The organism is Amycolatopsis halotolerans (assembly GCF_042647905.1).
Lineage (GTDB): Bacteria > Actinomycetota > Actinomycetes > Mycobacteriales > Pseudonocardiaceae > Amycolatopsis > Amycolatopsis halotolerans.
On sequence record NZ_JBHRWI010000016.1, the window covers coordinates 30,272 to 53,965 of the forward strand.

The following is a 23,694-nucleotide window of genomic DNA, read 5'->3' on the forward strand; positions in this document are numbered from 1 at the left end:
AGTGAGCATCCAAGAAGAAGCCGACCGACTCCGCAACATCGCCCTGCCGTTCGGGGAGATCCAGCACGCGATGCAGGTTCTCGCGGACGCGCAGGCCCAAGTGCAGACGATCCTCGGCGACACCCAGCGCAACCGGGAAGTGCAGGGAGCGCTCGAATCCGCGAAAGCCTCGCTGGACAACTCGTACGGGGTCGTGCAGGAAGCCGAACGCCAGATCACCGAAGCCGCCAACCACCACGCGAACGGATGACCATGAGCGAGCAGAAACCTCAGGCCCAGTACGTCGAATTGCGCGCGGACTCGCTGCTCTGGCTAATCAACCGGACCGTGTTCCATCCGCGCGGCTATGCACTCGCCCAGAACACCGAGACGGGCGCGTTCACGCTCCTCGGCGACGGCACCGAACCGTGGGTGTTCGGCGGCGACGGCAGCGACGAAGTCCACCACCTCGCCCGGATCAAGGAGCTGATGCCGTGATGACCGACCCGCGCGAACTCCTCGACCAGTACCGGAACGGTTTCGCAAAACGAGCACGCGCCGCGCTGCGCGCCGTCCTCGACCTCCACAAGCCGGAGCCGTTGGCCGCGTTCGTGGATGACGACGGAACCTGTTCGTACTGCAAGCACGGGGAACCGACCCGGACGTTCGAGCAAGAGTTCAACGTTCCCGGCGGCCCGGTGAAGATGCTCATGCACGAACACCCAGACCCCGAACCGCAGTGCACGGAATGCCAAGCGGTGGATGAAAGCGAACCTGAACCGCTCGCGACGTCGGTGCCCTGGCCCTGCCCGACCGTCCAAGCCATCACGAAAGCGTTGGGAGGCAGCGAATGAACGGCTACAGGGTGGCTGCGGTCTGCGCAGTGCTTCTCGCCGTCGTCATCGCAATGTTCGTGTCGAAGCTGTGGCTCGACGACCCGGGTATCGGCCTGCTGCTCGGTGTCGCCCTCGGCGGGATCGGCGCGAACGTCGCCATTCACCTGTGGATCAAGGGAGAGAACCGTGCCTGACCCGGAAGACGACCGCACCGACGAAGAGGTGCTGGAAGAACTGATCAAACGCGACGGACCGCCGAGGAGGCAGAAGTGAGCAGATTTCCCGGCCACATGAGCGGCGACGAACCGTTCGAGATGCCGAAAATACCGCCCGGTCCCGCGATGGGCTCACCCCGTGTCGAGCCGCGCAGCGATCTCCGCCAGGCCGCTGCCGGGTTGATGGAGATGTTCGTGGCCCTCAAGGACGCCGGGTTCACCGAACACCAAGCCCTGATCATCATCGGGCACATGATGTCCGGCGGCCAGAAAGGCGGAGGGGAATGAGCCCAGCACGCTGGTCCGACATTGTCGCCAAGATCGAAGCCGACGGCGGCCCCATCACCCCGCACCCCGACGCGGAAACCGCGCGGCGGCTCGCGGAGAACCCGCCGAAACACCGGTCGCCTGTCCTCGCACCCAAGGACACCTTCCACGAGGCACCCCTCCAGGTCGACGAGGAACTGCCCGCGCCGATCGCCGCACAGCCGTACCCGGCCGAATCAACGGAAACCCGCGAAACCGTTCAAACCCCGGCTGAAAATGAAAGCCCGCGTGAAGCCGCGCCCGGGCATCGCAACGGCTGCCAAGGGTGCGAACACGAAGAGGCCGCGATCCCCGGATGCTGGTCGGACGAAGACTGCGAAGCCTGGTACCGGTTCCTGGCCGAGCCTCCGCTCCGCACCATATCGGCCGACGAGGCCCGCACCGCCCTCGGACTCCCGCCCCTCTCCGAGACCAAGCCCGTACTCCTGCCGAACCCGCCGTCCCGCCGAGGCTGGTTCAAGATCTTCCGGAGGATGGCGTGACCGTCGACTGGCGCGGCATCTCAACCCCCAACCAAGTCCGCGACGAGTTAGGACTCGCACCCATGGGAACCAACTACTTCCTCCAGCCCGCGCCGCCGAAATGCGACGGATGCGGGCGACCGTACGAAGACCAGGCACCTGACCGAATCCACATCGGCAAGTCCTCCATGGGATGGGTGTGGACCTGGCGCGGCTACCCGCCGGGCGAGGCACGAGACGACGCACCCGCCCTCGACAACTCGCTCGCCTGGTACGAATTCCTGGCAGCCGAAACCGCCATCGGCGGAGAGATCTACGACGAGTACCAACGGACGCACACGCTGCTTAACTTCATCAGCCTCGTGGTGAGCAAACGCGGCAACAAACGCCACGACGGCCAGGACAAGTACCTGCTGCCGCTCCTCGACGACGTGGTCTTCGGCGAATTCTCCTGACACAGGAAGCGGGTCGCCGCTGCGAACGACGACCCGCTGCATCCCTTTGCACGACCGCCCACGCGCGATCCACATCGGACTTTACCGCACCAGCCCGGGAGAGATCGTGAACGACGTCTATCTGCTGTTCAGCACCGACATCGACGGTAGTGACTTCATCTCAGCGCACGCCACCCTCGAATCCGCGCAAGCAGCCAAACCCGGGCAATGGAACGAGAAGTCCGACTCCAGCGGCCCGTACTGGGAATGCGCCATCGAGAAAGAACCCGGCTGGCGCTGCTACTTCTTCATCGTTCGTGCCGAGGTGAAGCCGTGAGCGACGTCCGCGCCTGCCTCCTCGGGTGCCGCACCCCGGACGGCTACGCCCGTCGCGCCGCACCCGGCAGCAACGTGTGCCCGCCCTGCAGCGAAGCACTCCGCGGCGTCCTCGCGAAACTCGCGCTCACCTACCGGGCCGTCACCGAACTCGACGAGCTGATCCCCGGAGGCAGGCCGGGTGACGGCGTCCGCCGCGTCCCCGGACCAAGATCACCAGCTGTGGACGGGATCCTCGCCCACACCGACCCCCGCAGCCGCGACGAAAACAGCGCCCTCGCCGTCGTCGAATCCTGGGCCCGTTGGGTGCGTGCCGAACGGTCGATCGACGTCGACCCCGGGCAGATGCTTGCCACCGTCCCCGCCGGACGCGTCACCATGGAACGCGAACTTGCCACGCTCCGATTCAACTGGGACTGGATCATGGGCAGCCCCGAAGTCCCCTGGTTCGCCCAAGACATGCGCGGCGTCGCCCTCGCGCTCCGGCAAGTCCGCGGCGAACTCGACCGAGTCACCAGGGTAGGGAAGTGCCCGACTGTGGTGGTCGCCGGCCAGGTCCTCGGGATCCCGATCGACCTGGCGTGTGGCGCGTCGCTGCGGGTCCGTCCCGGCGCGACCAAGATCGTGTGCCGGAATTGCGGTGGTGAATGGGAACGCGACCGCTGGCACGAGCTCGGCGACGCCCGCGCCGACTATGCCACGTTCGCCGAACAGTTCAACGTCCCCGTCGGCACGTTGCGCCGGTGGGCCAACGAAGACCACTGGGACAAAACCGGAACCCGAGGCCGCGCCCTCTGGCTGCGCGCGGAAGTTTTCGCCTCGTACGTGCGCAGGCGCGGAGACCTCACCTTCGACCAGGCAGGATGAACGACATGGACGAGACCTGGCAGCAAATCCGCGACGCCGCCCGTGAACTCGACGAGATCACCGAGCGCTGGTTCCAGACCGGGAAGAACCCGGAGGACGCGCTGCTCGACATCAGGCGCGTCGTGCGCGAACAGCTGCTTCCCCTGATTGAGGAAGGGGCAGAGGACGAGCACGGGCTGCTCATGTCCGGCGGGGGCGTGCACGTCCGTCCGGACGGCATCGAGCACGTCTACCCGCTGGCCAGCTGGATCGAAAACCAGCAGCGCAACGGCTCGCACGTGATGCACCGCCGCGTGATCGTCGTCGAGGACTGGAGCGAGGTGCCCCGTGGATGACTTGATCGCGTTCCTCCGCGCACAGATCGACCTCGACGAGCAGCGGGCACAAGCTTGCTGCCCCGTTCGGTGGGTGGTTGGCCCGTTCGGTGTCCAGGTTGATCCGGCAGAGATCCGAGACAACAAGCTGGCCTACGGGAACCTCGGCTACGTCGCAGGCTCAGATCCGAACGAGTTGGGACTCGCGTACCGCGAGCACATTGCCCGCCATGACCCGGCCCGCGTGCTCGCCGAGGTCGACGCCAAGCGGAAGATCATCGCCGAATATGAACGCTTTGCCGCTGAGCGTCGCCGAATGATGGGCGGGTGGGACCCCGGCGATGTCTCGCCAATCCTCGCTGCGCTCGCCCTGCCGTACGCCGACCACCCGGACTACCGACAGGAGTGGCGGCCGGACCACGGGCAGGAAAGTTAGTTAGGGCAAGGAAACGACTTGGCCCCCACCCAGCCGGGCAGGGGCCAAGATCACTCAGCGAGAGCGCGCGGAGGACAGGCGGGTGGTTAGCGGTTCTCGCGGTCGTGCTTCAGCATCCGGATTGCCTGGGCGACACCGCACTTGTCCATCTGCGTGGGCTGTCCGAACAGGACGTCCTCAGCCCATTGCTCGATCTCTTCCTGGATCTTCTGGCGAGTTTTCGGGTCAAGCTTCAGCATGTTTGGCCTCCTAGTTGCGTAGGCGGGGGGCTGTTGGCCCCCGGCCGGAGCCGGGGGCCTGTCCCTCAGGCCGCGTGGCCGTAGTAGCGGAGCCAGTGCTCCAGGCCGAACTTCTTGTCGATCTTGCGGATGATGTTTTCGCGGGGGGCGCGGGCGGCTCCGACGAAGCCCATTTCGAGAAGGGTGTCGCGCATGTCCTCGACGGCCCGGTCGGTGACGGTGATCTCGGTGGCGGTCTGGTCGGTCATGGTGTCCTCCGGGGAAGTAACTCTGTCTTTGATATGTACAAAGTTACTCCTCCCCGGAAACCTTGTCAACGTATTAGACAAAGAATCTTTGAGTCCGGGAACCATTGCCGCGTCACGACTTCGGCGGGCGACCCCCGCCTACGCCCTGCCCCGCACGCGACGCCTCCCATGCCTCGATCTCCGCCCGCCGCTCAGGCAGCCAGCCCGCCACAGACCCCGTCATCGCATCCGGCTCCGGGAAATCCGTATACCGGCCCCGCCACTGCGTCACAGTCGCGGCCTTCACGCCGAACCACTCGGCGATGTCCGAAGTGGACAGGTATTCGATCACTTGGCGGTCTCCTCGATGGCGGCGATCAGCTGGCGGGGGTCGGTTCCGGCGGAGAGGGTCGCGCCGGCGATGTTCGCGAAGGAGCGGGCGGGGCCGGGGTTGACGTCGGCGTCTTCGCCGTTGAGGCCGCTGATGGTGCGGACGACCTCGATGATCTCGTCGGTGTCGAGGCCTTTGGCGGTGCCGTGCTGGAGGAGCTTGGCGGCTTCGGCGGTGAGGTTGGCGGTCATCTCGGGCTCCCGGTGGAGTGTTTGTCTTCGATATAGGCAAAGTTACCCTCCCCGGGGAACGTTGTCAATACTATGGACAAAGAAAAGCCCGGTCCCTTGACGGGAATCCGGGCTCGCGGCGGCCGACCGGTCCGGCTCAGCCCTGCAGGGCGAAGACGATCCCGGCGGCGACGATGGCGAGCGCGAGGAGAAGGGTGCCGGTGGTGACGATGATCTCGGTGAGGTCGAAGTTCTTGCTCATGATGTCCTCCGGGGCCTTGGAACCTTGTCTCTGGTAGGTGCAAAGTTACGCCTGCCGGAAAACCCTGTCAATAGTGCGGACAAAGAATCTTGGAGGAGGTCGCGCCACGCCGCAAACAGGCCCCTCATTGCCGTGACCAGCAGCGAACGCTAATCTGATCACGTTGGAGCATTGTCTCCAGCGCGAAGCGGGATGGCCCCGGTGGACGGGGAAGCCGGTCGCCGTCAACCGACGGAGTGGAATCCGGTACCGGGAGAATACCCGGCCAAGTCTCCAGTTCGACTCTGGTTCCCGCTCCTGGACGCCCGGCAGGTACCGCTGCCGGGCGTTTTCCGTACCCGGGGCTGCCGGACGGAGCCCGGCAGAGCCACCGGCCCAGGCCCGTTCACGGGCAGGACGCGGGTGGCACCCGGGGGAGGCGCGATGGACGGCACCGTGCCCTGGTCATGCTGGCTGGCCGGCACCCTCACCGCGTTCTCGATCTTGGAGGCGCGGGCGCTCAAAGCCCGTCAACCCGGGAAACCGTCCGGCACCCTGACCGCGACGATGCGGCGCTGGCTCGGGTTGAAGCCCCGCCGCGTCCGCCGCTACCTGCTCGCCCCACTGTTCGCCGGGTTCCTCGGCTACCTGTGGCTGCACTTCCTCCACGGACGACTCGGAGCATGAGGAGACGATCTTGAGCACTGTCGATATGCGCGTATCCGCGCGACTGCTCCAGGCCATGTTCAAGCTCCCGGAGGGGGCGTTCAAGGTCTCCAACGCCAGTTACAACCCGGAGACCGACACGGTCGTGTTCTCCCTGAAGACGGACCTTGCCCCGGACGGTGCGAGCGAGATGGAACCGGTGTACCACCGGGACCACACCATCCCCGACCCCGTCGAGCTGACCAGTATCGAGTGGAAGCCGGGTTGCGCGGCCTGCCGTCGCTCGGGGATCTGCGGGTGCGTCAACAACGGCCCGAAGGTGACGTGCGTCGTCGAGAACACCGCGAACCTGACCGATGCGCAGATCAACGACGCGTTTCGCCGAGGCGTGATGAGGAGTCGATCTTGAACGGCTGGTCTTGGTATTGGACGGGCTGGTTCTTCGCGATGTTCGTCGCGTTCGCGGTCCCCGAGTTCTGGGCCCTCGCGACCCACCACCCCGAGAACACGCTGTCCGAGAACTTCTGGCGGCTCGAACAGCAGCTGCCCGGCCAGGACTTCATGCACTGGACCGCGCTCCACTACCTCCTCGGCGTGATCCTCGCCGTGCTGCTGCTGTGGTTGATCGGGCACCTCGTGTTCGGGATCTGGCGGTAGCCGTGTCCGCGCCTGTCGCCACCCCGGAACAGATCGCCGAACCGGACACCGGCGCGATCCGCATCGCCCGCCGAATGGTCGACGCGGCACTCGACTACGGCAACCGTCGCGAATTCTACCGGCACGCCGCACATCTCAAAGTCCTCAAGGCCGCCGCGCGCCGCCGCATCCGGAGGTGAACCGTGCCGCCCCGGAAACCCCCCAACCCGATGTGCACCGGCAGCGTCTCGCTCAAGGGCGACGACGGGCAGATGCTTCGCGACGAGAACGGCAAGGTCATCACCCGGCCGTGCGGCAAGCACGCCATCGACGGCGCGACCGTGTGCCCGAGCCACGGCGCGAACGCGCCTCAAGTCAAGGCGAAAGCCGCGGTGCGCGCGGAGATCCAGCGGATGGGCCTTGAGGACGTCAACGTCGACCCGGGCGAGACACTGCTCATGCTGATCAAGCAATCGAAGGCCCGCGTCGAGATGCTCGCGATGGAGCTGGAAGACCTGATCGAACAGAGCGGCGGACTTACCAAGGCGATGGTCGGCGACACCCTCGTCCTCGACCGCGACGGCAACGAAGTCAAGGTCGGCGAGTACACCCGCGGCCTCTACGCCGAGGAAGCCCGCGAGCGCGACCGGTGCGCGAACTACTGCGTCAAGGGCATCGCCGCCGGTCTCGCCGAGCGTCAAGTCCGACTGGCTGAGAAGCAGGGCGAGCAGGCCGCACTGTTGCTCAAGGCGGTGTTCGGCGACCTGGACTTGAACCTTACGCCGGAGCAGCGGAAGGCGGTGCCGAATGTCATCCGGCGGCACCTCTCCCTTGTCTCCGGGCAAGGATGACTTCTGGCTCCGGGTCATTGACGAGGCGTTCCCCCTGCCGCCGGACGTGTTCGCGGAGTTGGGGTTCGAGCCGGTGTGCAAGCCTCGTGTGCTGGCCCGCAACGACGGTGTCCCCGAGGACGAGCTGCCGGAGCCGTGCGGCCAGTGCCCGCAGGAACGGTTCTTCGCAGTCCCCGACGCGAACGTCGACGTCCTGTACGGCGGGGCTGGCGGCGGCGGGAAGTCGTGGTCACTGCTCGCCTATGCGATCCGCACCTGCATCCGCTATCCGGGGCTGCAGGCATTCTGGTTCCGGCGCTCGTTCCCGGAGCTGAACCAATCGGTCCTGAGGACGCTGGCCCGCTACGGCTACGCGAAGCAGCTCGGCGCCCGCTGGGACGGCTCGAAGTACGAGCTGCGGTTCCCCGAGGGCAGCGTGCTGACGTTCGCGCACGCCAAGAACATGCAGGAAGCTGCGGCGCTGTCGTCGGCGGAAATCAACCTGTTGATCTTGGATGAGCGGACCACGATCGACCCGGCGGTCGTCGACTTCCTGTACACCCGCGTCCGGTCCGGCGTGGACGGCGTCCCGTGCCTCGGCGTCCGGTCCGCGTCGAACCCGGGACACGTCGGGCACGGTGTCGTCAAGGCCGCCTACGTGGACGCCACCGACTACGGCGCGAAAACGATCGTCGACGACGCGGGCCGGGAACGGATCTTCATCCCAGCGAAGGCGACCGACAACCCGTACGTCGGCGATTACAGTAAGACTCTCGCCGGGATTGCAGATCCAGAGTTGCGTGCCCGGATCCGGGACGGCGACTGGTCCGCGATGCCGGACGCCGCGTTCCCGGACTGGAAACCGGACCGGATCGTGGTGCCCGCATTCGAGCTACCCGGGTCGTGGGCGCGTTACGGCGGCATGGACTACGGCTGGGCGGCACCGTCCGTCTATCTTGCCGCGGCGCGCGACGGGGACGGTCGGCTGTGGTTCTACCGCGAGTTGACGATGGTGCAAACCGTCGAAGTCGAGCAGGCACGCCGCATCCTCGAAGCCAACACGGGTGTCCGGATGTCCGTGATCGCGGCGGACCCGGCGATGTGGGGCAAGTCCGGTTCGGCATTGCCGCCCGCTGAACAGATGGCGCTCGAAGGGCTCGCGCTTGAGCCCGCGGACAATGACCGTCTGGGCGGCAAGTCCCGTATTCACAGTTACCTCGCGGAAGGCCCGGCGTGCCCGGTCCACCGTGCTGAGGGTTGGGCAACTTGCCCGATGCTGCACATCCTCGCCGGCGCGTGCCCGGAGTTCGTGCGCACGATGGGAAACCTGCCGCGCGACCCGAAACGGCCCGAGGACGTTGACACCAAGGCACCTGACCACTGGTACGACGCCGGACGTTACCTCGTGATGGCGATCGGCACCGCGCCGCAATTCCACTTCCCGTCCGGCGACGCCGCACCGGCCACCCTGGACCCGAACGCCGTCAACCCCAACCCCGAATCGTCCACGCTGCAGGTCGCCACCATCGGCGGATTCCCGATCCTGACAGGGGGTGACCCGTGGGCGCAGTGAGCCGCATCCGATCCTGGTTCACCGGCCGCCCCGTCACCGAAGCCACGCCCGCGGCGGGCATGGAGGGCGCGAACGCCGCCCCGCGCCGCGGCTACGAATACGGTGCCGCCGCGCTCTCCGCGACGAACAGCCAGCAGGCCGTTTCGGAGTCGCAGGAACGGCTGCAGATCCTCACCCAGCTCCACCAGGCGTACCTGACGTGCCCGTGGGTGTCCGCACCGGTCGACCTGATCGCGCGCACCGTGACCGCGGGCGGCCTGCAGATCGTGTACCAGACGGAGGAGGCCGGGAAGAAGGTCCCGGCGGAGCCGCCGCCGGTGCAGCGGCTGCGCCGGCTGATGCGGTGGGTGAACCCGCGCGAGGACATGGTGCAGCTGCTCCGGCAGACGATCATCGACTTGAAGCTGTTCGGGGATGCCTACATCGAGGTCGTGCGGATCGCCGGCGAGCCGGTCGCGCTGTACACGCTGGACGCGACGACGATGAGCGTGATCTGCGACCAGCACGGCGAGGTCACCGGGTATGTGCAGCAGTTGGACGGGATCCGGAAGGTCGAGTTCGAGCCGGACGAGGTCATCCACATCAGCCTGGATGCGCCGCGCGGCGGGATCTACGGGGTTTCCCCGGCACAGAAAGCTCTTCTTCCGGTTACCGCCTGGCTGTTCACCGAGGCGACGATCAAGGAGAACTTCCGGCAGGGGGACCCGCCGCGCGTCCATGTCGATCTTGGTTCGGCGCAGGACACCGAGGTTCAGCAGTGGCGCGAGCAGTACCGGGTGAACAACCTCGGCCCGAAAGCCGTGGGAACGCCGGTGATCACGACCCGCAAGGGCGAGGTCAACATCCTCGACCCGCGCAAGGTCATGGACTACCTCGCCGCGTCGAAGCAGCTGCGGGACGAGATCATCGCGACGTTCGGTGTCCCGCCGGCGAAGCTCGGGATCATCGAGTCCGGGAACTTGGGCGGCGGCACGGGTGAGGCGCAGGACAAAACGTTCCGCGTCGACACGATCATCCCGGTCAAGGCGCTGGTCCTGGAGAAGCTGAACTACCACATCGTGATGCTCGGCTTCCAAATCATGGACTGGGCGTGGGAGTTCGGCGAGATCGACTACCGGGACTCGAAGGTGGTCGAGGAGATCCGGGACATGCGGTTGCGCAACGGGTCGATGACCCGCAACCAGTACGCGGACGAGATCGGGAACCCGCCGGTCGACGGCGGCGACGTCGCGGTGCTCGTGGACCGGCAGAACATTGTGCTGTGGAACGACATGGCCGCCATGTCCAAGGCGATGATCGCCGCGAAAACCAAGGGCTCGAACCTGGAACTCGACCCGGAAGCCGACCCGGAGGAACCCACCGAGTTCCAGAAGGCGGAGAAACCCGCGCCCCCGCAGATGATCGCCCCGCCGGCCGCGCCCGGCGACGACGGCACCGACCCGAACCTGTCGCCCGACGACCGGCCCGGCGGCAAGAACGACGCCACCCAAGGCACCCCGCCGAAGGAATCCGTGTACGGGCGCGACGTCCGGAAGCTGAACGAGTCGTGGGAACGCGCCTACCGGGTCCGGCGCCGCCAAGCCCTGAACGAACTGCCGAAGGTGGGTCCGTGATGTCCGAAGCCAAGACGTTCCGCAAGAAGCCCGTCGAGATCCAGGCGATCCAGTTCACCGGCGAGCCGAACAACTTCGATGAGGTGTGCCGCTTCCTCGGCGAGCAGCAGCACGGCCACCGGGAGGAGCAGTACGGGCCTGAGGCGCACATCCTGATCTACACCCTCGAAGGCACCGTGCGCGCCGACCCCGGCGACTGGATCATCCGAGACGTCACAGGTGAGTTCTACCCGTGCCAGCCAGACATCTTCGAGCAAAACTACGAGCCGGTGGACCAGTGAACCCCGGGCATCCGACGCGCGCGGTCGACGTGTGGCCGCTCATCTCGAAGCAGATCGGATAGGGGTTGATCATGGGTACCGCTGTGGGTCTCATCGCGATCGCCGTCGCCTGCCTCGGTGTCGCCGCGCTCCCCGCGCCGTCGAGCGGCCCGCGTTGGGCTGGTGCGGTCGGCGCGATCGTGTGCGGCATCATCGCCGCCCTGTTCGCGTTCGCGATCGTCGCCTAGTTCTTTTCGTTGAGCAGGTCGTAGACGGTCTGCCGGGCGAGGCCAGACTCGCGGATGATCGCCTGCGGCCTGATCCGCTCGCCGTCCTCTTCAAACTGTCCGGCAGCCTTCACCGCGGCACTCAGGTAGCGCATGGAGTGCTTGACCTGTTCGCGGGCGCTGCGGAGGTTTTCTGAGAGGGCTTGCAGCATCCGTAGCGCGTCGACCTCGGTTTTGAAGTCGAATACGGGGTCGCTGACCCAGTCGACTAGCTGCTCGTCGTCGATGTGGACGATGCGGGGTTCGAGGTTCGTCATGTGTCTAATGGTAGACGGCCTCCAAGAATGTGTCTAGCGGTAGACACTTGGGGGTGACCGTGCACCCGATCGCACCGTACGCGAGAACGATGTTCGCGCAAGGCTGGGCGATCTCCGGCGGCCCCATGACCGACCGCGTCAAAGCCGGATGCCTGGCCGCCGTCGAGCACGCCTGCGAACATGCCGACGACCCTGCCGTCCTCGAAACCACGCTCCGGCTCGGGCATCTCGAAGGCACGTGGGCGAAGGTGTACGAGCGGCGGACCGCGCTGCACGACGACCTCCTCGCCACCGTGCTCGCATCGTGGCGAGCGTTGGTGCGGCAGCTCGACGTCGGCCCGCTCGTCCGCTGGTACCGTGCCGGAGAAGGCCTGACAGAGGCGTACACGGACGACCCGAACATCGCCCGCGCCACCGACGCCGCCCGCGTCCTCCTCCACGCCCTCCCCGAAGCCGACGGCTGGCAGCAGATCCGGCAAGAACTCCGCGACGGCATCATCGCCGCCCAAACCGAAGGCCAAGTCGGAGCCCTCGCCATCGCCGCCGACACCCTCAACCTGCCCGGCTTCAACTTCGACACCGCCTACGACCACATCCACTCGGCACTGTCCCAACTCGACACCACGTGGGCCGATGCTGACGCCTGGCTCCGGCAGATCGTGCAAGGCAACGCCGGAGACCTCGGCCGCCGGCTCGCGTCGCTCGTCAAGGCCGACGCCGACTACGACGACATGGTCGACGCCGCACACGACATCCTCGGCACCGGCAGCGAAGACGTCCGCGCCGTCTCCACCGTCGTCGACCTCGCCGTGCACCAGTCCCTCACGACCGGCGCGATGAACCTGTGGGGCCGCGAGGGCGTGCAGCAGGTCGACTTCATTACGGCGGGGGATTCGCGAGTGTGCCCGGTGTGCGACCGCGCCGAGGGCGGCGGCCCGTACGACCTGAACAACGACCCGCCGCGGCCGCCGTTGCATCCGTTGTGCCGGTGCACGTTGACCGCCACGAACCCGATCTCGCCGTTGACTCTTTCGCCGTTTCTGGAGGCTGTCTGATGATCGCCACCCTCACCGGCACCATGCTGGCGCCGGGCGTGTCGAAGAACGGCAGGTTGTACACGCCGGAGCTGATCGAGAAAGCCGTCAGCCGCATGCAGGCCCGGATCTCGGACCCGGACGGGCGTCCGATCGTGATGCGCACCCACCACGACGCCGGAGACGACACCGGCCGCATCGTCGGGCACCTCACGGGCGTCAAGCTCGCTGACGACGGCAGCGCGAAGTACGAGGCCGTCCTCAACGGATCGGCTGCCGCGCGGGACACGCTCGCCGCAGCCGGGGACGACGCCCGGTCACTGCGGAACGTCTCCATCTACGGCTGGTGGCTCGGCCGCCCGCGCACCGCGCGCAAGGACGGGCAGCCCGTCGAGACCGCCGACGACCTCGAAATCGACGCCGTCGACTTCACCGCGTTTCCCGGGGTCGACGGCGCGCGCATCGACACTGTCACCCCGGCCAAGGCCGGGAAGGCGGGGGAGTCCGTCGCGGGCGGGCGGCACATCGTCACCGAGTCCGTGGACGCCGAGGTGTCCTTCGTGGACGAAGCCGACAAGGCCCCGTACGGCGACGTCAAGTACGCCGATCCCGGCTATCAGAAGGACAAGGTCAAGCGGTACCCGCTCGACACCAAGGACCACGCGAAAGCGGCCTGGTCCTACATCAACCAGGCGAAGAACGCCGCGCTGTACAACGCGACCCAGCTCAAGGCCGTCCGCTCGCGCATCAAGGGTGCGCTCAAGAAGTTCGGAGTCACCGTGTCCAAGGAATCCACTGTGCACCCGGCGAAGCTGCTCGGCGAAACCGCGATCGGCGAATGCATCTGCTGCGACGACGACCGAGGCGCCGGGTTCAGCATCTCCGCCAACAACGGGCCCATCCACGTCAACATCTCCGCGTGGGACGGGATCGACCCCGCCGAGCTCGAGGTGATCGCCGCCGCGGCGATGCAGGCCGCGTGCGACGCGCTCAAGGCCCTGGACCCGGACATGGACGCCGACATCGACGTCGCCGGCGCGCCGAAGGCCGACAGCGACGGCGACATGGGCGAAGGCAAGGACGACAACATGGAGTCCGCGCTCCCGCCCGTCACTGCGACCCCGAAGGACATGGCCGCGTTCCTCGCCCGCAAGAAGGCCACCGCCAGCGAGACGACCCAGACCCCCGCGCCGACCGAGGCCGGGCAGACCACAGAGGAGGCCGTCGTGAGCGACGGAACCCAGGCTGTCGCCCCGGCGGCCACCACCGAAACCGTCCCCGCGCGCAACCTGACCGACGGCGACATCGCCGCCCTGGCCGGCGCGCTCAAAGAAGCCCTCACCCCGCCCCCGTCGGCCACCCCGGCCGCATCCGAAACTCCGGCTGCCGCGCCCGCGGCCACCGCAACCGAAACGACCGCTCCGCCCGCGCCTGCCCAGGAGAACGCTGAGACCACCCCGGCCGCGACCACCGCCGAGACCACCACGAAGGCGGACGTGACCGAGATGCAGAAGGCCGTCCAGGCAGCCGTCCGCGAGCACATCCCCAACCTGCTGGCCGAATACGGGCTCCCGCGCCGCAAGGGCCTCGCCCGCGAGACCAGCGCTCCGGAGACCCCGCAGACCGGCGAGCAGCTGTGGGAACAGCGTACCCAGGTGTGGGACCAGTTCCTGCCCGGCGGCACCCCCGCCGCACCCGTCCCGCCCGCCGCGCCCACGGCCGACTGAGGCCAACCACCCCGTTCTTTCAAGCCCCGGACCGTTCCACGGTGCCGGGGCTTTGTCGTGAGGAGACAAAGCTGTGCCTACCGAACTCCAGGAGGCCTTGACCGCGGCAGCGTCGGTCACGCCCCTCATCCAGAAGCAGATCGACCCGCTCCTGCTCGAATACCAGCGCCGCTACGCGCCGCTGCTCCGCGCCATCCCGAGCAAGCAGTGGGGCTCCACCCAGTACTTCTTCAACCGTCGCACCAACCGGCCCGATGCGGGCGGCGTGGTCGACGGCGGCGCCCGGCCGATCGGCAACTCGACCTACGAACAGGCCGTGTTCAACATCCGCCTGTTCCAGGCAGTCGGTTCGGTCACCGGGTTCGCGCAGACCGTGACCCGCGACCTGGTCGGCGACCTGCGCCAGCTGGAAATCGACGGCACCGTCCAGTCGATGCTGTGGTCCGTCGAGAACAGCTTCGTGTGGGGCAACGACGGCGCCACCGCCAACGGGGTCTACCCGATTTGCTCCGGCCTCGACTACCTGGTCGCGAACTTCTCCGGCGGCACCGGCAGCAACAACTTCGTCAACGCCCTGGAGTTCGCCCCGTCCGGTGTCGGCACCACGTTCGCGCTCAAGTACCTCGACGAGATCATCGACCTCGTCGAAACCAACGCCGGTATGCCGATCGGCTCCGACTGGATGTTCGTCATGTCCCCGCGCATGCAGTCCGCGGTCGGCCAGGTGCTGACCAACCAGCAAAGGTTCATGGCCCCGACGGTGGAGATCGCCGCCGGTCTCAACGTCCCGTCCTACCGCGACGTCCCGATCGTCAAGTCGAGCTTCCTGTCGCCGCGGACCACGCAGATGGGCACCGTGACCCCGTCGACCGCGACCACCGGCGGCACCCTCGCCGCCGCGACCTACCGGTACTCGGTGTCCGCGGTCGTGGCCCGGTTCGGGGAGACCGGCGCGTCGGTCGAGGTCACCCAGACCACGACCGGCTCGACCTCGACGGTGTCGCTGGCGTTCGCGACGCCGACGAACTTCCCCGACGGCCTCTCTCCGATCATGTACAAGGTGTACCGGTCCGCCGCCGGTGCCGGGACCGCGCAGTTCATCGGCTGCGTGGACGCGTTCGACACCACCGGTACGCCGGTCACCACGATCGTCGACACCGGTACGAACCTGCTCACCAACAGCGCGCCGAACACGGGCCCGGCCGCCTACCAGGGCGTCGGGCTCGGCGGCGTCACCGGCAGCATGTTCGCGCGGATCCCCGGCGGCAGCAACAGCATCGTCGAGGACATCTACCTGGTGCCGCGCACCGCGGACTTCATGGTGCGCCCGTACACGCGGGACTGCCAGACGATCCCGCTCGCGCCGACCGTCACCAGCCCGGACACGTTGCCGTTCGCGCTCGTCACCGACACCACGCTCGCGGTCCGCGCCCCGAAGTACGTCGGCCGCGCCCACGGGCTGATCTCGTCCATCTGATCCCCGACCTCGCGGGCGCCCGGCGGTGGGCACGCACCCCGGGCGTCCGCGAGCCCCACACCCCCGGAGGGGTTCATGTTGCTGCGCAAGCACACCGGCGGTTGCACGGTCGGCGGCCACGAATGGGCCGAAGACGGCGACGTCGTCGAGGTCCCGTACGAACTCGGTGCCGAACTGCTCGCGATCGCGCCCGGCGACTACGAGCATGTCCTCGACGCCGAACCGGCCGACGAATCCGGCCAGGACAGCGACCAGGACAGCGACGACGTCGGATCGTCCGAAGAGGACGTGAAGCAGCCGAACAAGGCCGCGTCCGCCGAGGAGTGGAACGCGTACGCGCTCGCCCAGGGCCTGCCCGAAGAGGTCGTCGCCAACGCGACCCGCAAGGCGATCGTGGACCACTTCAACGACGGCCCCTCGCTGACCGAGGCGTGACCCGATGCCAGCGGACCAGCCCACGACGCTGTGCTCGTGGGCGCAGTTGAGCGAGGGCCCGTTCGCGAACCTCATGCAGGCCTACAACGACTCGTCAACGGCACAGAACGATCTCCTGTACGAGGCGACCCGCATGTGCGAGGACGCGTGCGACCGGCGATTCGTGACGGCGACGGTGACCGAGACACAGCGCGCGGACGCGCTCGACGTCGAGGACGCGCTGGACGCGTACGTGCCGTTGGACCCGACGAGTCAGCTCGGGTTTTCGCGTGCCATGTCGCTGGGGTCGACTCTGTTGACCCGGCACTTCTGGGTGCGGCAGTTCCCGGCCCGCTACCCGGAACTGTGGTCGGCGACGATCAACTCAATCACGTTGCGGCGCAGCTTCTCCGGCACCCAGAACGTCGACACCTCGCAGATCCAGTTCGAGCCCGACACCGGGCACGTGCGTTTCCAGCTAGGGACGTTCGTGCCGCCCGGCACGACGATCGTGTGCAGCTACACCGCCGGCTATGCGACGTTCCCCGCGTCGCTGGTGCGGGCCTGCAAATACATGGCCGCGTCGATCGCGGTCAGGGAGCTGGACCCGACGCAGCAAGGCGGGCATGACCCGGATCTGCTCCGGACGGACGCTCTCGACTGCCTCGCACCGTTCGTGAGGCAGTAGACGATGGCCAGGTCGCGGTTCCGCACCCACTACGGCCGGGCCCGCCACCACCCGATGGTGACCCGGCGCGCGGTGCACCACCACGGGTTCCTCACCCGATTCCACCGGCCCGTCACCGGCGGCGTCCGCAAGAACAAGCGGCACGACCTGCTGCCGCGCGAACACAAAGTCCGGCGCATCCGGTCCGTCCACCCCGGACACGTCATCACGCACCGGGCGAAGAAAACCTCCGCCGCACGGAAAACCAAGGCGCACGCCAGCCGGACACGCCTGTCGCATACGAAAGTCACCGGCGGCCGGAAGGTCTCCACCGCGCGGCACCGGCCCGCAGTCCACGCCACCGGCCACAAGCCCGCCAAGCACACCGGACCCCGCCACCAGACCGCCGCCACCCGAGCGAAGATCTCGCACACCCTCGCCGGGAAACACCACCCGCACCGCGGCCACACCCTCTCCGCAGAGGCCCGGCGAAAGATCGCGGCCGCCGTGTCCGCGCGGCTCAAAGGCAGGCCGCACCCGCATCGCGGACACGCGATGTCGAACGCCGCGCGGGAGAAGATCTCCCGCGCGCTCAAAGCGAAAGCCCACACCCGGCACACCACGCGGAGAAAGCGGAGGTGACCGGTGTCGACCGCTGACGCACCCGCGCGTGAGGCCGCCTGGCTGGCCGACTACAACCCCGCCGACGGGCTCCCCGCGCTCCTGCAGGCGAACGGCGGCCCCTGGCAGGTCGTCCAGGCGTACTGGCCGAGGACCCCGGACCGGATGGGGAAGTCCGTGTTCGTGATGCGCCACTCGATCAAGAACGAGCGGTTCGCGAACGTCCAGAAGATCAGCAAGTACGTGTTCCGGTTGATCTGCTGGTGGCCGATGGTCAGCCCGACCGGCGCGGCCGAACAATCCCAAGGCGACTTCGACACGGCACTCGACCTTCTCGTGCAACGGATCGTCGGCCCGCTCATGGACAAAACCCACGGCGGCCGGTTCCTGTCCGTCGCCGAAGACCCGTCCGCGATCGAGATCACCTACCACGACCCGGTGCAAACCCTCGCGTCCGGCAACTTCTTGGCCGCCGAGATCACCTACACCGCCGACGACCCCAACTACAACGCCTAGGAGCCTGTTGTGCTGCAACGGAACATCACCGGATACGCGCTGACGGTGCAGCCGCCCGACGGCTCCCACCGCGACCCGTTCGACCTCGCCCCCGACGAAGAGATCGACTACCCCGACCCGATCGCCGGCTGCGCCGCGATCCCGCCCGGCCCGGACCCCGAACCCGAGCCGGACCCGAAGCCCGCGGCGAAACCGGCCGCGAAAACCAGCAAGCCCGCCGCGACCGCTGATGGAGGCGACCCCGCATGACGTTCCTCTCCCGCCTCGCAACCCTCGGGATCGCGAAGGAAACCACCCAAGGCACCTACGTCACCCCCAGCGTGTCGATCCCGTTCACGAAAGCGTCCTTCGTGGACGACATCGCCCAGATCAAAGACGAGTCCGTCCGCGGCAACGACACCGTCCTGCAGGGCATCTACCAGGGTGTCTGGCACTCGTCGTGGGACATCGAAACGTGGGCGTACCCGGACATCGCCGGGCACTTCCTCCGCGCCATGATCGGCCCGGACACGGTGACCCCGGGCGTGTCGACCACGATGTCCGCGTCCAGCATCGTCGGCGCGACCACGATCTCGACCGCGGCGTCGATCGCCGCGAACACCTACGTCCAGGTCGACACCGCCGCGAACCTCGAATACGCGAAAGTCACCGCCGTGTCCGGCACCGGCCCATACACGCTGACCGTCACCGGCGGGACCGGCACCGGGTTGACGCTGGCGCACGCGTCCGGCGTCACCGTTGTCGCGCAGACGACGCACTCGTTCAAGCAGAACCGGACGTTCTCCACGGTGTGGCCGACGTACAGCATCACCGTCAACGACGGTGTGGAGACCCGTGGCTACCCGGGTTGTGTCGCCTCCGACGTCCAGATCAAGATCGACCCGAAGGGCGCGGTCACGCTCGGCACGAAACTCATCGGCTGGCCGGGCGCGACCCAGTCCTCGTGGACGTACGGTGCGTCGAAGGTCGCGCCGATGCTCGGCTGGCAGTGGGGCATGACCAACGCGGGCGGCAGCAGCACGCGCGGCCTGTCGCTGGACTACAACCTCAAACGCGCCACCGAACCCATCCACGCCTCGATGGCGCAGCAGGGGCCGCGCGAGGTGTTCCCGGGCGCGATCGACGTGTCCGGCTCGTACAAGGCGATCTACGAGAACCAGACCGACCTCAACCTGTACCTGAACGCGACCCAGTCCCCGACGACGGCGACCGTGACGCAGCCGATCGCGGCGGGCGGCCAGTCCCTGACGATCACCACGTCGCAGTCCGGCTACACCAAGGGATCCGTCGACCTCGGCGGCACCTACATCCAGGCCGCGTTCGACCTCGCCGGGATCAACAACGCCACCGACACGGGCGCGCTCGCTGCGACCCTCCTCAACTTTCAGAGCACCGCGTATTGAGAAAGGGGTGAGCCCCGTGCCGGGCTACCTGAACCGCTTCATCGACATCGACCTCTCCGAGTTCGGCGAAGGCTGTTTCGTCCGCATGCTGAACCCGAAGGTCGTGCCCCAGAGCATGATCGAACCGACGCATCGGCTCGAAGTCGACGCCAACGGGAAACCCGTCGACCAGGACGCCGCGAAGATCGCGAACGACGAGATCCTGTGCCGCGTCATCAAGGACTGGAAGGTGTACGACGCCACCGACTTCGACTCTGAAGAGCCGCCGCCGCTCACCCTGCCGGTGACGCCTGAACAGCTCGCCAAGGTGCCGCTCGGGATCATGATGCAGATCCAGAAGACGTTCTCGGACAACATGCCGTCCCCAAAATAGAACCGGGGGACCCGTACTACGAGGACGTCTACCTGCCGGTGATGTCCATCGTGGACGGGACGTGGGGCAGCGGGGCCGCACCCCAGGAATTCGTCGCGTGGCTCCTGATGCGCGAGATGCACTGGTCCTGGGACGACTACCAGAAGACGCCGCCCTACGTGCGCCGGTTCGCGTTCGACTTCATCCAGCTCGAATTCGACGAACAAGAACGACGACAAGCGGAGGCCCAGCATGGCGGGTGAGCTCGAACCTGGCGTCCTCGCCCAGGTGTTCCTCCGCATGTCCGCGCAAGCCGAAGCCCGCGGCCGCCGTGTCCTCGAACCGTTGGCGATCGCCATCGAAAACCAGGCGAAAACCAACGCGTCCACCGGGTCGCACCCGTACGGCACGAAAACCCCCGCCCGGCCCGGCGCAGGCCCCGCCATCGTCTCCGGCAGCCTGCGCCGCGCCATCACCCACACCGCGCCCGTCCCCGCCGCCGGAGGCTGGACCGCGACCGTCGGCGTCGCCGGCGGCGTCTACCCGCCGCGGCGACCCAACGCCGGGAAACGCGGCGGCCGATCGAAACCGACCGCCGTGTCGAAGTACGCCCAATACCTCGAAGAGGGCCTGCGCAACGGCGAGAAATACCCGTTCTTGCTGCCTGCGTTCAGGTTCGGCGTCACCGTCGCCGCACCCACCATCTACACCGCGGTCTTCGGGGCCGGCTGGACCACCGCCGCCTGACCTGCTCGACCTTTGAACTGGGGAGGTGCCGGTGGCTGAGTCCGTCATCGCCGACCTGATGGTCGTCCTCTCCACCAAGGGCGACGCCGCCACCAGAGGGTTCGCCGAAGTGTCCGCGGCGAGCGAGGAAATGTCGACGAAGGTCGCTGCAGCGACCGCGTCGGTGTCGGCCGAGACGGACCGGATGGCCGAATCGGTGGCGGCGGCCGGCGCGACCGTCGACACGACCGCCGCCGCCATGGGCACCCAACTCCGCGACGCGCAAGGCAAGTTTGTCGCCGCGGGCGCGTCGGCCCAGGAATTCGGTGCCCAGACCACGACCGCGTCCGAAGAGGTCACCGCGTCGACAACCCGCATGGCCGGTGCGCTCGAGAAGGTCGGGATCGCTTCGGAGACCGCGGCGACGGAGAACAAGCTCGCTGCCGAGCAGATGGCGGCCCAGACGGCGGCGCTGTCGGCGAAAATGGAGCTGGCGGCGAAAAAAGCCGAGGAGAGCAACGCCGCTGTCGGCGCGTCGTTCAAGAAGGCCGAGGAGGACTCGGCAGCGGCGTCGACCGGCCAGGCGAAGAACCTGGGCTTGGCCGCGGCGGCGACGGCCGCGGTGGGTGTGGTCGCGCTCGACATGGCGGGGAAGTACGAGCAGTCGACGAACAAGCTCGTGACGAGCGCGGGGGAGTCGAAGGGCGCGATCGACCAGGTCCGGCAGGGGATGCTGTCGATGGCCGGCGAGGTCGGCGTGTCCGCGGACAGCCTGTCGGACGCCATGTACAAGGTGGAGTCGGCCGGCTATCACGGCGCGGCCGGACTCGGGTTGTTGAAGGCGGCGGAGCAGGGCGCGAAGGCGGAGGGCGCGGACGGCGCCCGGGTCGCTGACGCGCTGTCGAGCGCGATGCGGGACTACTACCCGCACGCCCAGTCGGCGGCGGACGTCACGAAGTATTCGACGGACGTCATGAGCAAGCTGATCGGCGCGACGTCGGCCGGGAAGATGACGTTTGACGAGCTTTCCGGGTCGCTGAACTCGATCCTGCCGGTGGCGTCGGCGGCGCACATCAGCCTCGACGACGTGCTCGGTGTGCTGTCGTCGATGACGGTGCACGGGATCAGCGCCGAGCAGGCGACGCAGAACATGGCGGACGCGATCCGGCATCTGCAGGCCCCGACTCAGGTGATGTCGAAGGCCATGGCGGCGTTCGGGATCGACTCCCAGGACGTGGCGGCGAAGCTCGGCCAGCGCGGCTTGTCCGGGACGATGCAGTACCTGTCGGACGCGGTGAAGAAAGCGATGCCGCCCGGTTCCGACCAGGTGCTGATCCAGCTCGGGAACGCGGCGTCAAAGTCGAGCCCGCAGGTTCAAGAACTGGCGAACAAGGTCCTCAACGGATCGATCACGATGGCCGCGTTCACCAAGGAGGCCAAGGGACTCGACCCGATCTCGGCGAAGCAGGCGCAGTCGTTCGCGACACTGGCGGCCGGGTATCACCAGCTCGGTAACCAGCAGATGTCCGGCGCGCAGGTCATGGCGACCTACGGCGGCCAGATGCAGAAGATGATGGGCGACGCCACCGGCCTGAAGGTTGCGCTCATGACGACCGGCGAGAACGCCGAGTACACGGCCGGGGCGATCAAAACGATCTCGGGGTCCACTGCGGACGCGAAGGGGAACGTCAAGGGCTGGCAAGAGGTTCAGGAGTCGTTCAACCAGAAGCTGTCGGAGACGAAAGCCTCGCTGGGTGCACTCGCGATCAACCTCGGCAACGCGCTCCTGCCGATCATGAAGCCGGTGATCGAGGCGTTCGCGTCGGCGGCGCATTGGCTGTCCGAGCACCCTACTCTGGCAAAGATCCTCGCGGTCGCGATCGGCGTGCTCACGGTCGCGCTCGGCGGGATGGCGATCGCGCTGTGGGCCGTCAACAGCGCGATGCTCGCGAACCCGATCACCTGGATCGTCGTGCTCGTCGTGGGTTTGATCGCGGGGATCGTCGCGTTGGCGACCCACTGGAAGCAAGTCTGGTCTGCGGTCGGTTCCGCGTTGCACGCCGTCTACTCGGCGGTGATCAAGCCGGTGATCGACGCGATCGTCGCTGCCGCGAAAGCGGTCGGTGCGGCGTTCACGTGGCTGTGGCAGAACATCTTGAAACCGGTTTTCGACGTGATCTCGTTCGCGGTCCGCGCCGTCGCCATGGTGATCACCGACATTCTCGTCATCCCCGTCGTCGTCGCGGTCAAGATCCTCGGCGCGATCTTCAAATGGCTGTGGGACAACGCAATCAAACCGGTCGTCGACTTCATCGGTTCCGCGATGCACTGGCTGTACGACAACGTGTTCAAGCCCGTCGGGGACGCGATCGGCGTGGTGCTGAACGCCATCGGCACGGCAGCGAAATGGCTGTACGACACGTTCATCAAGCCCGTCGTCGATCTGATTTCATCGGCGTGGCACTGGCTCTACGACAACGTGATCAAACCCGTGTCCGACTGGATCAAGAAAGCGTTCGACACGGTCGGCCAAACGTCGAAAATAATGTACGACAACTACGTGAAACCCGTCGTCGACGCGATCTCCAGCGCCTGGCATTGGCTGTACGACAACGCCATCAAACCCGTCGCCGACTGGATCGGCAACGTCGTCCACGGCGTCGGGGACGCGTTCTCGAACGCGTTCACCTGGGTGAAGAACATCATCAAAGACGTGTGGGACTTCATAAAACCGATCTTCGACGCGATCGGGAAAGCGATCGGCTGGGTGTCGGATGCGCTCGGCGGCGTCGGAAAAACCATCGGGAACGCGTTCAGCGGGATCGCGCACTTCTTCGGGTTCGACGACGGCGGCTTCGTGCCCGGCGCACCCGGCCAGCCGATGCTCGCGGTCGTGCACGGCGGCGAATACGTGGTGTCGAACGCGATGCAGGCCGGGACGCAAGCGATCGACCCGAAGCTCGGCGCGCAACTGAGCACGTCCGGCGGCGGGATCCGCGCCAGCGGCGGCGGCCCGGTTGGCGGCGGCGGAACCCTCGTCCAGATCATCGTCCAAGGCAACGCCGTCACTGAACGACAACTCGCCGACGTCGTCCAAACCGGGATGCTCCGCGCCGGGCAACGCCGTCCCGTGACCTACCAGAACTACCGGAGGTGAGGTGA

38 protein-coding genes are annotated in these 23,694 nt (G+C 67.3%); 33 read left to right on the forward strand and 5 right to left on the reverse strand.

Features of this window, described 5'->3' with window-relative positions:
- Nucleotide 1 precedes the first annotated feature (1 nt).
- The 11 genes from ACFORO_RS12390 to ACFORO_RS12440 all read left to right on the forward strand — a co-directional run bounded on the left by ACFORO_RS12390 (nucleotide 2) and on the right by ACFORO_RS12440 (nucleotide 4,205).
- Nucleotides 2-250 (forward strand): hypothetical protein, encoded by a 249-nt coding sequence (locus ACFORO_RS12390; protein WP_377870003.1) that lies wholly within the window; start codon nucleotides 2-4, stop codon nucleotides 248-250.
- A gap of 2 nt (nucleotides 251-252) precedes the next feature.
- On the forward strand, nucleotides 253-477 hold the full coding sequence (locus tag ACFORO_RS12395) for a hypothetical protein (RefSeq protein ID WP_377870002.1): 225 nt from the start codon (nucleotides 253-255) through the stop codon (nucleotides 475-477).
- Nucleotides 477-833 carry a hypothetical protein gene (locus ACFORO_RS12400; RefSeq protein WP_377870001.1) on the forward strand — a complete coding sequence of 119 codons (357 nt, stop codon included), beginning with the start codon at nucleotides 477-479 and terminating at the stop codon, nucleotides 831-833. The genes ACFORO_RS12395 and ACFORO_RS12400 overlap by 1 nt, the downstream gene beginning before the upstream one ends.
- Entirely contained in the window at nucleotides 830-1,009 is a 180-nt protein-coding gene (locus tag ACFORO_RS12405; protein WP_377870000.1) for a hypothetical protein, read from the forward strand. The genes ACFORO_RS12400 and ACFORO_RS12405 overlap by 4 nt, the downstream gene beginning before the upstream one ends.
- Before the next feature lie 75 nt (nucleotides 1,010-1,084).
- Nucleotides 1,085-1,318, forward strand: coding sequence for a hypothetical protein (locus ACFORO_RS12410; protein WP_377869999.1), 234 nt, complete (start codon nucleotides 1,085-1,087; stop codon nucleotides 1,316-1,318).
- The gene (locus ACFORO_RS12415) at nucleotides 1,315-1,839 is read left to right on the forward strand and encodes a hypothetical protein (RefSeq protein WP_377869998.1); all 525 of its coding nucleotides are present in this window, start codon (nucleotides 1,315-1,317) and stop codon (nucleotides 1,837-1,839) included. The genes ACFORO_RS12410 and ACFORO_RS12415 overlap by 4 nt, the downstream gene beginning before the upstream one ends.
- Nucleotides 1,836-2,273 carry a hypothetical protein gene (locus tag ACFORO_RS12420; protein ID WP_377869997.1) on the forward strand — a complete coding sequence of 146 codons (438 nt, stop codon included), beginning with the start codon at nucleotides 1,836-1,838 and terminating at the stop codon, nucleotides 2,271-2,273. Before ACFORO_RS12415 ends, ACFORO_RS12420 begins: the two co-directional genes overlap by 4 nt.
- Before the next feature lie 106 nt (nucleotides 2,274-2,379).
- Nucleotides 2,380-2,589, forward strand: a complete 210-nt coding sequence (locus ACFORO_RS12425) for a hypothetical protein (RefSeq protein ID WP_377869996.1) — start codon at nucleotides 2,380-2,382, stop codon at nucleotides 2,587-2,589.
- Nucleotides 2,586-3,455 (forward strand): hypothetical protein, encoded by an 870-nt coding sequence (locus tag ACFORO_RS12430; RefSeq protein ID WP_377869995.1) that lies wholly within the window; start codon nucleotides 2,586-2,588, stop codon nucleotides 3,453-3,455. The genes ACFORO_RS12425 and ACFORO_RS12430 overlap by 4 nt, the downstream gene beginning before the upstream one ends.
- Nucleotides 3,456-3,460: 5 nt before the next feature.
- Nucleotides 3,461-3,790 carry a hypothetical protein gene (locus ACFORO_RS12435; protein ID WP_377869994.1) on the forward strand — a complete coding sequence of 110 codons (330 nt, stop codon included), beginning with the start codon at nucleotides 3,461-3,463 and terminating at the stop codon, nucleotides 3,788-3,790.
- Nucleotides 3,783-4,205: a DUF6221 family protein gene (locus tag ACFORO_RS12440; RefSeq protein WP_377869993.1), complete on the forward strand. Its 423-nt coding sequence runs from the start codon at nucleotides 3,783-3,785 to the stop codon at nucleotides 4,203-4,205. Before ACFORO_RS12435 ends, ACFORO_RS12440 begins: the two co-directional genes overlap by 8 nt.
- 86 nt (nucleotides 4,206-4,291) lie before the next feature.
- Here the strand turns inward: ACFORO_RS12440 and ACFORO_RS12445 are convergent, their stop codons facing one another.
- The 4 genes from ACFORO_RS12445 to ACFORO_RS12460 form a co-directional block, all read right to left on the reverse strand.
- Nucleotides 4,292-4,444 (reverse strand): hypothetical protein, encoded by a 153-nt coding sequence (locus ACFORO_RS12445; RefSeq protein WP_377869992.1) that lies wholly within the window; start codon nucleotides 4,442-4,444, stop codon nucleotides 4,292-4,294.
- Between the two features lie 65 nt (nucleotides 4,445-4,509).
- Nucleotides 4,510-4,692: a hypothetical protein gene (locus ACFORO_RS12450; protein ID WP_377869991.1), complete on the reverse strand. Its 183-nt coding sequence runs from the start codon at nucleotides 4,690-4,692 to the stop codon at nucleotides 4,510-4,512.
- 112 nt (nucleotides 4,693-4,804) lie between these two features.
- Nucleotides 4,805-5,023 (reverse strand): helix-turn-helix transcriptional regulator, encoded by a 219-nt coding sequence (locus ACFORO_RS12455; RefSeq protein ID WP_377869990.1) that lies wholly within the window; start codon nucleotides 5,021-5,023, stop codon nucleotides 4,805-4,807.
- Nucleotides 5,020-5,253 carry a hypothetical protein gene (locus ACFORO_RS12460; protein ID WP_377869989.1) on the reverse strand — a complete coding sequence of 78 codons (234 nt, stop codon included), beginning with the start codon at nucleotides 5,251-5,253 and terminating at the stop codon, nucleotides 5,020-5,022. The genes ACFORO_RS12455 and ACFORO_RS12460 overlap by 4 nt, the downstream gene beginning before the upstream one ends.
- A gap of 664 nt (nucleotides 5,254-5,917) precedes the next feature.
- Here ACFORO_RS12460 and ACFORO_RS12465 point away from each other — a divergent pair.
- From ACFORO_RS12465 to ACFORO_RS12505, 9 genes are all read left to right on the forward strand, one after another.
- Nucleotides 5,918-6,160 carry a hypothetical protein gene (locus ACFORO_RS12465; RefSeq protein ID WP_377869988.1) on the forward strand — a complete coding sequence of 81 codons (243 nt, stop codon included), beginning with the start codon at nucleotides 5,918-5,920 and terminating at the stop codon, nucleotides 6,158-6,160.
- 10 nt (nucleotides 6,161-6,170) lie between these two features.
- Nucleotides 6,171-6,548 carry a hypothetical protein gene (locus ACFORO_RS12470; protein WP_377869987.1) on the forward strand — a complete coding sequence of 126 codons (378 nt, stop codon included), beginning with the start codon at nucleotides 6,171-6,173 and terminating at the stop codon, nucleotides 6,546-6,548.
- Complete coding sequence (locus ACFORO_RS12475; RefSeq protein WP_377869986.1) at nucleotides 6,545-6,796, forward strand: hypothetical protein; 252 nt, start codon at nucleotides 6,545-6,547, stop codon at nucleotides 6,794-6,796. Before ACFORO_RS12470 ends, ACFORO_RS12475 begins: the two co-directional genes overlap by 4 nt.
- 2 nt (nucleotides 6,797-6,798) lie before the next feature.
- Nucleotides 6,799-6,975 carry a hypothetical protein gene (locus ACFORO_RS12480; RefSeq protein WP_377869985.1) on the forward strand — a complete coding sequence of 59 codons (177 nt, stop codon included), beginning with the start codon at nucleotides 6,799-6,801 and terminating at the stop codon, nucleotides 6,973-6,975.
- A gap of 3 nt (nucleotides 6,976-6,978) precedes the next feature.
- Complete coding sequence (locus ACFORO_RS12485; RefSeq protein ID WP_377869984.1) at nucleotides 6,979-7,626, forward strand: hypothetical protein; 648 nt, start codon at nucleotides 6,979-6,981, stop codon at nucleotides 7,624-7,626.
- Nucleotides 7,583-9,178, forward strand: coding sequence for a hypothetical protein (locus ACFORO_RS12490; protein ID WP_377869983.1), 1,596 nt, complete (start codon nucleotides 7,583-7,585; stop codon nucleotides 9,176-9,178). The genes ACFORO_RS12485 and ACFORO_RS12490 overlap by 44 nt, the downstream gene beginning before the upstream one ends.
- Nucleotides 9,175-10,791 (forward strand): phage portal protein, encoded by a 1,617-nt coding sequence (locus tag ACFORO_RS12495; RefSeq protein ID WP_377896552.1) that lies wholly within the window; start codon nucleotides 9,175-9,177, stop codon nucleotides 10,789-10,791. The genes ACFORO_RS12490 and ACFORO_RS12495 overlap by 4 nt, the downstream gene beginning before the upstream one ends.
- Complete coding sequence (locus ACFORO_RS12500) at nucleotides 10,791-11,072, forward strand: hypothetical protein (RefSeq protein ID WP_377869980.1); 282 nt, start codon at nucleotides 10,791-10,793, stop codon at nucleotides 11,070-11,072. The genes ACFORO_RS12495 and ACFORO_RS12500 overlap by 1 nt, the downstream gene beginning before the upstream one ends.
- A 71-nt stretch (nucleotides 11,073-11,143) precedes the next feature.
- On the forward strand, nucleotides 11,144-11,299 hold the full coding sequence (locus tag ACFORO_RS12505) for a hypothetical protein (protein WP_377869979.1): 156 nt from the start codon (nucleotides 11,144-11,146) through the stop codon (nucleotides 11,297-11,299).
- Here ACFORO_RS12505 and ACFORO_RS12510 read toward each other — a convergent pair.
- A complete protein-coding gene (locus ACFORO_RS12510; protein ID WP_377869978.1) occupies nucleotides 11,296-11,595 on the reverse strand; it encodes a hypothetical protein in 300 nt (99 codons plus the stop codon). The two genes, ACFORO_RS12505 and ACFORO_RS12510, sit on opposite strands and share 4 nt — an antisense overlap.
- A 53-nt stretch (nucleotides 11,596-11,648) precedes the next feature.
- Here ACFORO_RS12510 and ACFORO_RS12515 point away from each other — a divergent pair, with 53 nt between their 5' ends.
- From ACFORO_RS12515 to ACFORO_RS12575, 13 genes are all read left to right on the forward strand, one after another.
- A complete protein-coding gene (locus ACFORO_RS12515) occupies nucleotides 11,649-12,650 on the forward strand; it encodes a hypothetical protein (protein ID WP_377869977.1) in 1,002 nt (333 codons plus the stop codon).
- Complete coding sequence (locus tag ACFORO_RS12520) at nucleotides 12,650-14,356, forward strand: DUF6582 domain-containing protein (RefSeq protein WP_377869976.1); 1,707 nt, start codon at nucleotides 12,650-12,652, stop codon at nucleotides 14,354-14,356. Before ACFORO_RS12515 ends, ACFORO_RS12520 begins: the two co-directional genes overlap by 1 nt.
- Nucleotides 14,357-14,429: 73 nt before the next feature.
- Nucleotides 14,430-15,833 carry a hypothetical protein gene (locus tag ACFORO_RS12525; protein WP_377869975.1) on the forward strand — a complete coding sequence of 468 codons (1,404 nt, stop codon included), beginning with the start codon at nucleotides 14,430-14,432 and terminating at the stop codon, nucleotides 15,831-15,833.
- 75 nt (nucleotides 15,834-15,908) lie between these two features.
- Nucleotides 15,909-16,268, forward strand: a complete 360-nt coding sequence (locus ACFORO_RS12530) for a hypothetical protein (protein WP_377869974.1) — start codon at nucleotides 15,909-15,911, stop codon at nucleotides 16,266-16,268.
- Between the two features lie 4 nt (nucleotides 16,269-16,272).
- Nucleotides 16,273-16,935, forward strand: coding sequence for a hypothetical protein (locus tag ACFORO_RS12535; protein ID WP_377869973.1), 663 nt, complete (start codon nucleotides 16,273-16,275; stop codon nucleotides 16,933-16,935).
- A gap of 3 nt (nucleotides 16,936-16,938) precedes the next feature.
- A complete protein-coding gene (locus tag ACFORO_RS12540) occupies nucleotides 16,939-17,556 on the forward strand; it encodes an NUMOD3 domain-containing DNA-binding protein (protein WP_377869972.1) in 618 nt (205 codons plus the stop codon).
- 3 nt (nucleotides 17,557-17,559) lie between these two features.
- Nucleotides 17,560-18,051 carry a hypothetical protein gene (locus ACFORO_RS12545; RefSeq protein ID WP_377869971.1) on the forward strand — a complete coding sequence of 164 codons (492 nt, stop codon included), beginning with the start codon at nucleotides 17,560-17,562 and terminating at the stop codon, nucleotides 18,049-18,051.
- A 9-nt stretch (nucleotides 18,052-18,060) separates the two neighbouring features.
- Complete coding sequence (locus ACFORO_RS12550) at nucleotides 18,061-18,300, forward strand: hypothetical protein (protein WP_377869970.1); 240 nt, start codon at nucleotides 18,061-18,063, stop codon at nucleotides 18,298-18,300.
- A complete protein-coding gene (locus ACFORO_RS12555; RefSeq protein ID WP_377869969.1) occupies nucleotides 18,297-19,454 on the forward strand; it encodes a phage tail tube protein in 1,158 nt (385 codons plus the stop codon). The genes ACFORO_RS12550 and ACFORO_RS12555 overlap by 4 nt, the downstream gene beginning before the upstream one ends.
- 7 nt (nucleotides 19,455-19,461) lie before the next feature.
- Nucleotides 19,462-19,827: a hypothetical protein gene (locus ACFORO_RS12560; RefSeq protein WP_377869968.1), complete on the forward strand. Its 366-nt coding sequence runs from the start codon at nucleotides 19,462-19,464 to the stop codon at nucleotides 19,825-19,827.
- Nucleotides 19,828-19,868: 41 nt separating this feature from the next.
- Complete coding sequence (locus tag ACFORO_RS12565; RefSeq protein WP_377869967.1) at nucleotides 19,869-20,069, forward strand: hypothetical protein; 201 nt, start codon at nucleotides 19,869-19,871, stop codon at nucleotides 20,067-20,069.
- Nucleotides 20,059-20,553, forward strand: coding sequence for a hypothetical protein (locus ACFORO_RS12570; protein ID WP_377869966.1), 495 nt, complete (start codon nucleotides 20,059-20,061; stop codon nucleotides 20,551-20,553). Before ACFORO_RS12565 ends, ACFORO_RS12570 begins: the two co-directional genes overlap by 11 nt.
- Before the next feature lie 31 nt (nucleotides 20,554-20,584).
- A complete protein-coding gene (locus ACFORO_RS12575) occupies nucleotides 20,585-23,689 on the forward strand; it encodes a phage tail tape measure protein (protein WP_377869965.1) in 3,105 nt (1,034 codons plus the stop codon).
- The last annotated feature ends 5 nt before the right edge of the window (nucleotides 23,690-23,694 follow it).